The organism is Francisella sp. 19S2-4, assembly GCF_036281795.1.
GTDB lineage: Bacteria > Pseudomonadota > Gammaproteobacteria > Francisellales > Francisellaceae > Francisella.
On record NZ_JAWUZH010000021.1, the window covers coordinates 1 to 12,900 of the forward strand.

Sequence of the window (12,900 nt, forward strand, 5' to 3'; positions counted from 1 at the left end):
GCTAAGTTTTTACTAAAAATAGCAAAAATATTCCTATTCATAGAAATTGAAAGATTTATTCAACAGTCTTTCTAATAAAACTAAGAGCAGGAAACTCATATATTTTCTCAAGGGGAGTACTCCAAATACATGCTCCCATAGCTAGCAGATAATAGTCTCTAAACCATCTACCTACCTTAATTTCATCTAGGTACTCTGCTAAAGTAATATTTTCATTTAGAGTTCCTTTATTTAGATGTTCATTTGATATCTTATTAAACTTAAGAATATCTTTAATCATTTTGTAGTAGCTTGGCTTTAATATAAGTTTGATTTCTGAGCAAATAAGCTTTTAAAGCTACTAGAGCCATATTCAAAGGCACCATTTTTAATAGATACTCCAAATGACATATTGCTTTCTGCAACAGGAACATCTAAGTGCTTAAAAAGTCTCGATAGATGATAATATGTCTGGTAATTAAAAACTATAAAGCCTGTATCTATAGGCACATTATCAACTTCTAAAGTACGAGTATGGCCACCAAAGTAGTCATTTTTTTCATACAGTGTGACTTCATATCTGTCTTTTAGTAAATAACTTATGGCTAGTCCTGATATTCCACTTCCTATTACAGCTATTTTTTCCATATCACTTTTAATTATCTTATAGATATATGGTATAGCTTAGTTTCAAAACTTATAAAAGCATAGTTAAAAATTGTTAATGTAAAGGTAGAAGAATAGTTATTTTTAAACCATTGGGGATATTGTTTTGAGCAGTGATATTACCATCGTGAAGTTGAATTATTCTTTTTACCAATGCTAGACCTAAGCCATTACCTATCTGTGTGCGGCTTTTTTCTTCACGGAAAAATCTATCAAAAATCTTATTAGCATTTTTATCATTTATACCAATACCTTGATCTGTGATTTCAATTTTATATTTAGGGTTTTCGATTTTAGCTATTATTTTAACTTTAGTATTTTGTCCAGAATATTTATAACAGTTATCAAGAATATTTGTGATACTTTGAAAGATTAAGTTTTTATCAAGATTTATATTTCTACTCTCAATACCTGTTTCTAAGAGTATGTTTTTTTGCTCGAACATCGGCTCATAGAGTTCAATAGCATCATTGATAATATTTTTAATATCTATAAGCCTTTTAGATAAATTTTCACGACCATGTTCTAAGCGATTTAGTCTGAGTAAACTGTTGAATATATCTAATAGTTTATTACATTCAGCTAGAGCCTCTAATGTATCTTCGTTAGGGTTGGATTGTGCTAGACTCTCTAATCTATTTTTAAGTCTTGTTAATGGGGTTTTTAGATCATGGGCAATATTATTTGAGACACTTTTAATATCAATAAGTAACTCCTCAGTATTACCGAAAAGTATATTTAATATATTTGCTAAGTTACTAAGATCATCCCAGTTAGTATCTGATTGGATTCTTTGACTAAAGTCTTGAGTATTTACAATTGATGCAGCTGAGCTTGCGATATGATTTATTTTTTTTACTACAAATACACTTATAAGGTAACTAATAATAACAACACTAACTGTACATATTATGCCTATCGTTAAAGGAATAATATGCTCGATGATTTTATCTCCTAAAGATGAAAGAATTATATAAATCCAAGATGCTATGCTTAGTCCAAGTAATATTGTAAAAAGCATAGCCATCTTAAAGCTTGAGCTAATTATATATCTGCGCTGTATAGAGTCGTTTAATTTATTCTTGGATGACATATCCAAAACCTCGAACTGTTTTTATTGGGTCATTTAGACCTTCCTCTGTGAGTTTAGTACGTAGTCGAGATATATGCACCTCTACAACATTTGTTTGAGGATCAAAATCATAATCCCATACTTCTTTAAGTATCATAGATTTGCTTATTACTTCATTTTTATGTTTCAGTAAGAGGTGTAAAACTTTATATTCTCTTTGCTGTAATACTATAGGCTGTCCATTTCTATGAACTTCATGAGCAAGTTCATCTAGCTCAATATCGCCACAGCTTAGCTTATGTGTCTTTGCTTGAGTAATCTTTTGTGTTCTATTGTATAAGATATTTACTCTAATAAGTAACTCATCAATTGAAAAAGGTTTGGTAAGATAATCATCACTGCCAGACTTTAGTCCTTCTATTTTATTTTCAGTGCTGTCTAACGCACTTAGTATAATAGTAGGTGTATCGATATTTTGTTTACGTAGTATCTTTAGTAATGATATACCATCAAGATATGGCATCATCCAGTCTATAATAATTACATCATAGTCATTAGTATTAATTAGAAATAAAGCTTCTTTACCATCAAAAGCAAGAGTAGTTTCTATATTGTTTTCTTCAAATCTTGTCTTTATAAATTGACCAATTTGTTTATCATCATCTGCAACTAAAACTTTAAATTTATTTTGCATGCTATATGATTGTCTTTTGTACCTATTTAGTTAATTATAACTAATTAGTAATTTTGTATCTTGAAAAAATAACTAAAGAGCTTATTTTTATTATTAGATATTTTGTATATGAAAGTAATACATTGAAAATTGGAGGTAAAAATGAAAAAAATTTTAGCAACAATACTAGGTTTAGCAGTGGCTTCTGGAGTTTATGCTGAAAGCTATACAATGTACGCAAAAGCAGATGAAAAGTCACAAAAACTTGGGCAAGTTAATGATCAAAACCCACAGTATCAGGCGATTTTTACTAAAAATGGTTGGGTAGAGCTTGTAAATAATGCTAATGGACAGGTTGGATGGGTTAAGCAAAAACCTCAGGATAAATCATCAAAAACTTCACAAACTGACCATGTGGCACAAATGCTGGAAGATTTCCAAAAGCAGCAACGAATGTTAGATCAGCATTTTAATAAAGTTGTATCTAATATAGATAATAATGTTGTTCAATTAACTACTCAGTCAGGCTCAACTTCGATTAAAGATAAACCTAGAGTGTTTAAAGAATTTAGCTCTATTACTATAGACTCTAATGGTAAGACAGCAAAAATTATTAAGAAAACTCAAGATGGTAATGGAAATGTTAAGACTGTTGAAAAAGTAGTGCCAGCAAATCAGTTGTCAAATATCAATATACAAAATTAAATATTTATTTTCAAATAATATAAGTTCTTAACCTAATCTATTTTAAAAAGTTATTATAATAAGTTATTATTAAGGTGGATAAACTACTAATATTAAGGAGTAGGTTATGTACGAAGAAGAGTTCTTATCAGAAAAATTACAGCACTTTACGTTAGTTGATATTGCACTAGTTAAGATTGTTTATTTCTTAGTTGGGTTACTCATAGCTACTAATTATTTAGTTTTAACTTCAGTCAGTTGGATTTTCTATTTGCTGATGTTTTTGACAGCAGCATTTCCAATTGCGATTCATCTATTCTCATTTGAAGGATCATATATTCAAAAAGCAAGGATGTATCTTAAAACAAATAAACCATCATATCAGGTATTATTATTTTTTAGCATGTTCTTTTTGGCATGTATGCTAACTGTATTGGTTCCAGTTTTAATATTAGTTCCATGGTATGTTTATCTAATATTAATAATAGTTTTTGCTATTAAGCCTATGCGTTCAAATATGTTTTGGTAAAAAAATGAATAAATCTACTCATGCAGGTCAAAAGATCTACACAAGAATAACGCTTAGATTATATAATTTTGTTGTCTTATTTTTTAATAATACTTTTGTTTGGAAGTGTAAAACCACAGAACTTTTAAAGTTATATAGTGATAATGTCTCCTTAAACCATCTTGACATAGGTGTAGGCTCTGGATATTACCTAAACAAATTACATTCAAAGATAAAAAAAGTAACATTAATGGACTTGAACTTAGATTGTCTTAGATATGTTAAAAATCTTTTGAAAAATAAAGATGTTTCGATATATCAGGTAGACATCTTAGAGAATATTGAAGAAAAATTTTTCTCTAAATTTGACTCCATTTCGTGTAATTATTTGATTCATTGCTTGCCAGATAATGGTAGCAAAGAAATTGTTTTTAAAAATATTGCAAAAATACTTAAGTCTGATGGGGTAGCTTTTGGCTCAACTATAATCAATAAGTATGACTCAAAATTAGCGATAAAAATTGCCAATAAGTTTAACTCAAAAGGAATTTTTGATAATGAAAATGACTCATATGAATCTATAGAGAAATATATAAGTAATAACTTTCAAAAATACTCTATCAAGAAGATTGGGTCGGTATGTGTGTATACTATGAGCCAACCAATTAAGTAAAATTAAACATTTATAAATTAATAAATTTCTTAATTATTTTGCTATAATCGCTATATAAGTGATTTTTTAATAAAAATATATGAAAAGAAAATTTTTAATAACTTTAGCTTCTGCAGGCGTATTGTTAGCTCTTAACTCGTGTAGTACTAAAGTAGCGTATGAAAACCCAGATAGTGTTGACACTACGTCAATAGATTTCAGTTCCACTGATTTGCAAGCAATTACTAAAAAGATGGCTGATGATATGCTTAATTCTCGTGGAGTTAAGAAAATTACAGCTATGGATACACCAACTTTATTTTTTAGTAATATTCGTAATGAAACAAATGAGCATATTAATACAACAATGCTGTCAAATACTGTTCAAACTCAGATTGTAAACTCTGGGCTATTCCAAGTAACAGATATGACTCAGATTAAAAATATCCGTGAGCAATTAGGGTATCAAGCTAATAGTGGTATGGTTGATCAAAGCACAGCAACTAAGATTGGCCATAACATAGGAGCTAGATATATGGTATATGGTAGTATCCAAGATATTAATAATACAAGTGTTGATAAAGATAGAAAATCGAAGTTCTTCTTAGCAACCTTAAAAATGTTGGATTTAAAAACAAATCTAATTGTATGGCAAGGTGAAAAACAAATTCTTAAATCTCAAACAAGGTCTATACTTGGTTGGTAGGCAATGTTTTAAAATAGGAGAGATCTATATGAAAAAGAAAATTATCGCTTCATTAATAGCATCATCATTTATAGCGAGTCCTTTATTCGCTGATGATTCTAATGTAAAAACCCCATCACTTGGAAGCCCAGAGTCATCACAACAAACTTCTGTAACTAAAGATTCAGAGAATCAGCAGCGGTCAAAAACTAATATGACTACAGATATAGCTACATTAAATAATGGTATTTCTTCTAGTGCTGCTCCTGTTGCTGCAAAGAATGCTGATGTTGATAACAGATCAGCCGAGCAAATATTAAGTGATGTAATGGAAGGTTATATAGATCAGAATAATCTCAGAGATAAGTATGATTATGTTGGTTCAGCTATTGGCGTAGCTTCTGTAAATCAGACAAACTCAAATTATGTTGATAGTGCACAAATGGCGTTTGAAAAAGCCCTGATAAAAGCCCAGGCAGAATATATATCATTTATATCTGCAAATACTAAAGTTGATAAAAGCTTTAGTGTTGATAGTACTCAAGGATCTGGAACTAATGAGATAGATACAGACTCAGATAAGCCTAAAGAAGGTACACAAGCTGCTATTGATGCCAAGAAAAAAGCTCTTGAAGAGGCTCAACTTAATAAACAGCTGAAAGATCAAGGCTTAGATCCAAATAGTTTCACTTCAGTTTCAGAAAAGAAAAAAGCTCTTTTAAGTCAAGAAATGACAATAAAAAGCTTAACAACAGGCTTTGGTAACTTATCAGGATTGTTGCCTATTAAGACATTTGTTGTTGAGAAAAATGGTAATGCTGCTATCGGTGTGGTTGTTATCTACTCAGCTAAAATCAAGGGAATATTTGAAGATATCAAGCATGGTAATGAGCCTGTGATAGTTGGTAAAGGCGGTGAATCCCCATCGGTGCTATACAAAGATAAAACAGGTGAAGATATGATGGGGGACTATGGTATTAGGGTTGGCTTTGGCGAAGATAATAAACCTTATATCTTATCTTATGGGCAAGGCTCATATAATGGTCCTAATATTCAAGGAGTTTCTGCTGGCGATTATGGTTATAAGCAAGCAGCTATTATGGCAAGAGCAAATCTTGTTACATTGATAGCAGGACAGATGTCAACAAAAGAAGCTCTGACAATGTCAGAGAATATCTCTAGTACACTAGCAAAAAATACAAATACAGAACAGACTCGTAGAATAGATGCTACAGATATTGAAAAAACTCTAACTACTTATTATAAAACTCAAGCAAATCTAGACATCGTAGGACTTAAAACTGTAAAAAGATGGCGCTATGAGTTACCAAGTACAAAAAATACAGTTTATGGTGTTGTACTTAAATGGGATCCTAAACAGGTTGCAACAGCTAATAAAATTAAGAACTTTAACTATGATGAATATCGTAAGCAAAATACAAAATCAGCAGAAAGCGCTAAGAGTTCGTTAGATGGGAAAGTGATTATTAGACAAAGTGATGATAATAAATATCTAAATCAATACTAAGGTTTCATAACTATGAAAAAAGCTTTAATTTTTTTATTAATGCCATCGATGTTTTTGTTTTCATCATTTACTTTTGCAGAATCTAAAACTTCTTCTGGTAGCTCAATAGTTGTATCAGGTAGTTCTGTTGCTAGCTCAGGCAGTACTGCTAGTGTCGCTTCAGGTAGTTCTACTAAGTATAAAGGAGTAGATGAACGTAATGATCTAAAGATGTTTAAAGTTGCTATTTTACCTTTTGATGCTCATAACGCTAAGATAAATGCCAATATAGGAATAAAACAGCTACAAGATGGGTTAAACAATATTATTATTGCTCAAATCACTCAATCTCGTAAATTTAGAGTATCTAATCGTGATGCTAAAGATCAAAAAACATATGAAAAAGAAGTTCAACGCATAATGAACTCTGATACAGATAGTGAGAAAGATAAGCTTAATAAAAAAATTGGCGCTGATTTTATCCTTACTGGAGATATTTTAAGCTTAAATATAAGTAAAAAACAAACCTCATATTATGGTGAGAAGTTTACATCATATAATGTTTCAGCAAGTGTTGCTTATCGTATGGTGGAACTAGCTACAATGGAAGTGAAATGGTCAAATGTTGTAACTATAGATGTTCCTGCAAATATTGCGAATCAATATGTTGAGTCAGATAATGGTAATTATAGTGGGTTATTAGACTATCTTGGTAAGAGGTTTGGTAAAATAATATCTGATCAGATTATTGGTGCAATATATCCATTACAAGTACTAAGAGTTGATGATGGTGAAATATACTTCAATCAAGGTGGTGATAGGGTTATTAAAGGTAATACCTATGAAGTTCGTCAGGAAGGTGGTATTACTATAGATCCAGCTACAGGTCAACATACAGTACTTGATGGTAAGGTTATCGCAAAAGTGCGAATCACAGATGTAATGCCTAAATACTCTATAGGAATTGTAATAGATGGTAGCTTATCCAAAGTCCACAGGGGTTTACGAGCATATTTAACAAAATAAGATAATGAAGTTTAAATTTTCTATAGTACTAGCTTTATGTTTAGTTGTATCTAGTTGTGCAACTTTTAGTGGTAGTCATCCTCATCAAATGTCTAAAGTAAAGCAAAGTGTTGATGAGAATCATCCTAGAATGATAGAAGCAAGCTTTTTAGAGAAATTTAATACTACAGGAATAAATGCATCTCTTGATTATTTAGAAACGGGTAGATTTGAGCAGCTTCTAAAAAATGATCGCTTATCTCTATATAAGTATGCAAAAGCAACAGATTATGTAACAAAATCAGAGTCTGAGGCAAGAATTAGGGTTAGAAATATCCTAAAAGATGCTCAGGCAACTTTAACTAGTGATAGAGAAAGATATTATTACATACCAGATTATGAGGTGACTTTTTTATATGCGTATCAAGCATTAAATTATTTGATGAAGCATGATCTTGAGAATGCTGCTGTGAGTATTAGAAATCTATCGTATGCACAATATGCAACTTTTGAATCAAAAAATTTATCAAGTAATAATATAGCAAACTATCCTCAAGTTAATTCTAATAAAGTTTACTCTGATTTATCACACGCAAGTCAATATCGACAGCTATACAATATAGCTAATAAAGTTACTAATTCGTATGAGAATGGCTTTGGATATTATTTGGAGGCTATAATTTATCAGTCTTATGACACTAATTTAAATAATGCGAATCTTTCTATGAAAAATGCATTAAGAGTTGTCCCTGATAATCCATATGTTCAAAATGATTATGCTGAGATGCATCAGGCATTTAATCAAGGTGGAGATATTTATAAAAAGGGGAAGGGTAAACTCGTTGTAATATATGAAAATGGTTGGGTTGAACCAATTCAGAAGTTTGATTTGCCTATTATCATATTTGTCCAATATGCAGGTATACAAAAGATTTCTCTACCATATTATGCTTCTTATAGTTTAGGAAAACCTGCTAATGTTGTAGTTTATAATAAAGGCAAAGAAGTGGCTCAAGGTCAAACTGCATTATTGGTAGATACAACAGCAATGGCAGCAAAATCATTATCAGATAGATATCCTATGATTGTAACAAGGGAAATTCTACGGCTAATAGCAAAGACAACAATGTCTGTTGCTATTATAAAAAAATCAGGTGACTATGGAGCTTTAGCAGCTATTGGGACATCAGTTTATAATTTAGCGAGTACTCAGGCAGATCAAAGAAGCTGGAATCTTTTACCTCGAAATGTTGATCTTTTTTCAACAAATCTAGACCAAGGAGACTATACAATAAAAGTCGATCAAAAAGTTGAGAAGATCTCGATTGATTCTCAACGAGTAACTTTAGTTTGGGTTGTTAAAGAGAAAAACTTCGAAAAGATTTTATTTAAAGGGGTTTTATAGTTATTATCAGATAGTTAACTAATATAAAAATTTTATTTAATAACTTTATTTTTTAATTTTATCTTTAAATAATCTTATAAGTATAATAAAGTTAAACATTATTTCCAATTTGGAATAAGGGAAGTTATAAGCTTAATCCTTATTTAAAGCTATAATTGTTATGGTATTTATACTATTTTATTGATTTAATATAGTAGTTTTATACTTTACAGTTAAACTTTCTAAAACTTAAATAATTACATTGCAATTAGAATAAAATATTTTTGGAGAAAATATGAGAATTTTATCGGTCCAAGATATGGCTAAAATAGTTGAAAAACATGGTTTTAATAACTTTATAACAGATCTAGTCCAATATACTAAAGAAGACTTCATTCGATGGAATGAATTTGATAAATCGCCAAGGTATGCAGCTCATGTGCCAGGTGGTGTTTTAGAGCTTATGCCGACTGCTGATAATAAGCTTTTTACTTATAAGTGTGTTAATGGCCATCCAGCAAATCCTTTTGAAGGTAAGCAAACTGTTGTAGCAACAGGACAGCTAAATGAAATTAAGCATGGTTATCCTTTATTAATATCTGAGATGACTGTTTTGACAGCATTAAGAACAGCTGCAGCTACTGTTTTAGCTACAGATTATTTGGCTCGTAAAAATAGTAAAACGATGGCATTAATAGGAACAGGAGCACAGAGCGAATTTCAAACTTTAGCCCATAAATTAATACGTCCTATAGAAACAGTTAAGTATTATGATACAGATCCTGAAGCTATGAGAAAATATGCTAATAATATGAAAGATGTAGATCTTGAATTTATAGCATGTGATAGTGCTAAAGAGGCTTGTCAAGATGCTGATATAATTGTGGTTTGCACTGCTTGTAAGCTTCATGCGATTGTTATTGAAAATGACTGGGTTAAAGAAGGTGTACATATAAGTGGTTTAGGTGGTGATTGCCCAGGTAAGACAGAACTAGATATGAAAATCCTTTTTAGAGGTAAGGTTGTTGTTGAATATAAGGAGCAATCAATGATTGAGGGAGAAATACAAAATCTATCTCCTCAAGAAGTTGAGGAAGTTTTACATGCTGAAGTTTGGGAGATCTTAACTGGGAAGAAAAAAGGACGTGAAAGTGATGATGAAATCACTATTTATGATTCAGTTGGTTTTGCAGTTGAGGATTTTTCAGCTTTGCGATTAACATTAGATCTAGCTGAGAAATATGATATTGGTAGTCAGATGGATATGGTTCCGCCAATAAAGGATCCAAAGAATTTATTTTCTGCGTTATAACATAGATTTTTATAGGAGATTTTATGAAAAAAGTAGAAGCTGTAGGAATAGCTATTGGTAATGCTGGACGAGAAATTGGTTGTGGAAGAGCTCCTTATGCACTATTGGATGAACTAAGAGATAGACGTATAGATGCTCAAATTATTAACTATGTTGGTGGTAGAACTGAAGTGCCAACTATGGGTAAGTATTTTACTAAGGTTGCTCAACGAGTGTCTGAAGTTCTTAGAGAAGGTAAGTTCCCTTTAGCTCTTGGTGGTGATCACTCATGTGCAATAGCTACGTGGAGTGGGGTTTATGATTATTTGAAAGATCAGAATAAAGATTTAGGATTAATCTGGATAGATGCTCATATGGATAGTCATAGGCCAGAAACTTCTGATACAGGAAATATTCATGGTATGCCAGTTGCACATCTTTTAGGACATGGATATGAAGAGTTAACAACTATTCTTAACAAGAATCCTAAATTAAAACCTGAAAATATTGTATTTTTTGGAATTCGTTCTTATGAACAACCTGAAAAAGAATTTCTAGAAAATTTAGGAGTTAAAGTTTATTATCAGTCAGATTTAACTGATAGAAACTTTGAGGAATTATTTTTAAAAGAATTTGAGCGTTTAGAACAAGTTACTGAGGGTAATGTTGGTATTAGTTTTGACTTAGATGGTTTAGATCCAACTAATCTTGATGCAGTAGGAACACCTGTTGAGAATGGTATAGATCCTCAGGTATTTTATAAGGCTATTGAAAAAATTAACTATCATAGTTTAGTATGCTTTGAGGTGGCTGAATATAATCCATTGATTGATAAAACAAAAATATCACTAAATTATATGTCAAAGTTATTGAGATTAATTGAAAGTAACGTAAAAAACCTTCCACAAAAATAGTTTATGCATAAAACTTCTGTTAATATTAATCTTTATTAAATCTTTTATAAATTTATCATCCTAATGAATAGTGATAGTAATATTCTTTTAATGACAGATAGTTATAAGCATTCTCATCCTTTTCAATATCCAGATGATACTAATTATCTTCATTTTTACTTAGAAAGTCGTGGATCAGCAAATCCTGTTTTAGGATCTCATACGCGATTTTTTGGCTTACAATACTACATAAAAAAATATCTCTCTAAGCCATTAACATATGAAATGATAGACGAGGCAGAAGATATCATAAAATCTCACGGTTTAACATTTTTTAGATCTGGATTTGAAAAAATAATAAAAAAGCATAATGGTTTTTTACCAGTTCGGATAAGAGCTGTTGCAGAAGGGAGTATTGTTCCTTTACATAATGTTTTAATGACTATTGAAAGTACTGATTCAGAGTTACCTTGGTTGCCTGGAATGTTAGAGACATTACTTTTAAAAGTATGGTATCCAACAACTGTAGCAACAATTAGTTTAAATATAAAAAATGTTATTAGAGAATATCTTTTAGAAACAGCAGATAGTCTTGATAAGCTTGGTTTTATGCTACATGATTTTGGTTATAGAGGAGTATCTTCAGAAGAGTCTGCTGCAATTGGTGGCGCAGCTCACTTAACTAATTTCCTAGGAACAGATACCTTAGCAGCATTACGATTTTGTCGAAAATATTATAATGAAGAAATGGCTGGATTCTCAATTCCAGCGAGTGAACATTCAACAATAACTAGTTGGGGTGTTGGTTCAGAATGTGAGCGACAAGCTTTTGAAAATATGATAGAACAGTTTGGTAATAATAGTGTGTTATATGCTTGTGTTTCAGATAGTTGGGATTTTAAAAAGGCAATTCAGACTTGGATTGACTTAAAGGATAGGGTCAAAGCAGAAAAGGCTAATTTAGTTATTCGTCCTGACTCTGGGGATGCTGTGGATAATATTATCTACGCTTTAAATGAGCTTGAGAAAGCATATGGTATTATAACTAACTCTAAAGGTTATAAAGTTTTAGAAAAAGTCGCTTTAATTCAAGGTGATGGGGTTAGTATTGGTCTAGCTAAGAAAATTCTAAGTGCTATGAAAGAAAAAGGTTTTTCAGCTGAAAATATTGCCTTTGGAATGGGTGGAGCATTGTTACAAGGCAATTATGAATCTTCCATTAATAGAGATAGTTTTAAATTTGCGATTAAATGTTCTGCTATTAGAAGAGCTAATGCTATTTTTGGAGTAAAAAAGGAACCTATTACAGATTTATCAAAAAAATCAAAAGAAGGCCGTCTAGACCTTATAAAAGATAAAAATGATAATTACAAAACAATTAAGCTAGACGAGAGTTATGCTTTGGGACAATATCATCCTCAAAGCCAATTAAAAACATATTATGAAAATGGAAAAATACTTTTTGAACAAACTTTAAAACAGATTCGTAATATATAAATAAAAGATTGATTTTATAGTCATATAAGTGATATTGTTAGTACACTAATGAAATTAAGGATATAAACATGTTAGAACATCATCCGTTAATAAAAGAATTCCCTGAGCTTAAAGATCAAATCCATAATATTAAAGATGATCATCATATAAGTAAGCAAATGAAGCATTATGAAGAATTAGATAAAAAAATATTTAATCTTGAAAGTACAGGTAAGTTTGAAGATACTGAGTTAGAAAATCTTAAAAAACAACGTTTAGAAACTAAAGACATTATCTATAAAGCATTAAAATCTTAATATTCACAAATCTTTCTTAACTTATATAACCTATTTATAGCAATAATTGCTTTTATTTAGTATATTTTTTTATATATAGTTTTAAATCAAACTATTTTCAACTTATAA

The 12,900-nt window shown here is 30.6% G+C and carries 13 protein-coding genes and 1 pseudogene; 11 read left to right on the forward strand and 3 right to left on the reverse strand.

The genetic code is table 11. The features are described from left to right. Nucleotides 1-70: 70 nt before the first annotated feature. The 3 genes and pseudogenes from R8535_RS05985 to bfpR form a co-directional block, all read right to left on the reverse strand. Nucleotides 71-627, reverse strand: a pseudogene (locus R8535_RS05985) (NAD(P)-binding protein); the annotation flags it as partial. A gap of 73 nt (nt 628-700) precedes the next feature. Further along, a complete protein-coding gene (locus R8535_RS05990; RefSeq protein ID WP_329497416.1) occupies nt 701-1,738 on the reverse strand; it encodes a HAMP domain-containing sensor histidine kinase in 1,038 nt (345 codons plus the stop codon). Continuing rightward, nucleotides 1,722-2,411: a two-component system response regulator BfpR gene (gene bfpR, locus R8535_RS05995; RefSeq protein WP_329497418.1), complete on the reverse strand. Its 690-nt coding sequence runs from the start codon at nt 2,409-2,411 to the stop codon at nt 1,722-1,724. The genes R8535_RS05990 and bfpR overlap by 17 nt, the downstream gene beginning before the upstream one ends. Before the next feature lie 141 nt (nt 2,412-2,552). On the opposite strand from bfpR, the gene R8535_RS06000 reads away from it, so the two are divergent. The 11 genes from R8535_RS06000 to R8535_RS06050 all read left to right on the forward strand — a co-directional run bounded on the left by R8535_RS06000 (nt 2,553) and on the right by R8535_RS06050 (nt 12,792). Beyond that, on the forward strand, nt 2,553-3,095 hold the full coding sequence (locus R8535_RS06000; RefSeq protein ID WP_329497420.1) for a hypothetical protein: 543 nt from the start codon (nt 2,553-2,555) through the stop codon (nt 3,093-3,095). Nucleotides 3,096-3,201: 106 nt separating this feature from the next. Beyond that, nucleotides 3,202-3,603, forward strand: a complete 402-nt coding sequence (locus R8535_RS06005; protein WP_329497421.1) for a hypothetical protein — start codon at nt 3,202-3,204, stop codon at nt 3,601-3,603. A 4-nt stretch (nt 3,604-3,607) separates the two neighbouring features. Next, the gene (locus R8535_RS06010) at nt 3,608-4,255 is read left to right on the forward strand and encodes a class I SAM-dependent methyltransferase (RefSeq protein WP_329497423.1); all 648 of its coding nucleotides are present in this window, start codon (nt 3,608-3,610) and stop codon (nt 4,253-4,255) included. A gap of 79 nt (nt 4,256-4,334) precedes the next feature. Continuing rightward, complete coding sequence (gene lpoB, locus R8535_RS06015) at nt 4,335-4,940, forward strand: penicillin-binding protein activator LpoB (protein ID WP_329497425.1); 606 nt, start codon at nt 4,335-4,337, stop codon at nt 4,938-4,940. A 28-nt stretch (nt 4,941-4,968) separates the two neighbouring features. Beyond that, nucleotides 4,969-6,447 carry a DUF6844 domain-containing protein gene (locus R8535_RS06020; RefSeq protein ID WP_329497427.1) on the forward strand — a complete coding sequence of 493 codons (1,479 nt, stop codon included), beginning with the start codon at nt 4,969-4,971 and terminating at the stop codon, nt 6,445-6,447. Between the two features lie 12 nt (nt 6,448-6,459). Beyond that, nucleotides 6,460-7,452: a CsgG/HfaB family protein gene (locus tag R8535_RS06025; RefSeq protein ID WP_329497429.1), complete on the forward strand. Its 993-nt coding sequence runs from the start codon at nt 6,460-6,462 to the stop codon at nt 7,450-7,452. A 4-nt stretch (nt 7,453-7,456) separates the two neighbouring features. Continuing rightward, nucleotides 7,457-8,836: a COG3014 family protein gene (locus tag R8535_RS06030; protein WP_329497431.1), complete on the forward strand. Its 1,380-nt coding sequence runs from the start codon at nt 7,457-7,459 to the stop codon at nt 8,834-8,836. Between the two features lie 274 nt (nt 8,837-9,110). Then, entirely contained in the window at nt 9,111-10,127 is a 1,017-nt protein-coding gene (locus R8535_RS06035; RefSeq protein WP_329497432.1) for an ornithine cyclodeaminase, read from the forward strand. A 23-nt stretch (nt 10,128-10,150) separates the two neighbouring features. Beyond that, on the forward strand, nt 10,151-11,020 hold the full coding sequence (locus tag R8535_RS06040) for an arginase (RefSeq protein WP_329497433.1): 870 nt from the start codon (nt 10,151-10,153) through the stop codon (nt 11,018-11,020). 63 nt (nt 11,021-11,083) lie between these two features. Beyond that, nucleotides 11,084-12,496 carry a nicotinate phosphoribosyltransferase gene (locus R8535_RS06045; protein ID WP_329497434.1) on the forward strand — a complete coding sequence of 471 codons (1,413 nt, stop codon included), beginning with the start codon at nt 11,084-11,086 and terminating at the stop codon, nt 12,494-12,496. A gap of 68 nt (nt 12,497-12,564) precedes the next feature. Further along, nucleotides 12,565-12,792: a YdcH family protein gene (locus R8535_RS06050; RefSeq protein ID WP_329497436.1), complete on the forward strand. Its 228-nt coding sequence runs from the start codon at nt 12,565-12,567 to the stop codon at nt 12,790-12,792. Nucleotides 12,793-12,900 lie beyond the last annotated feature (108 nt).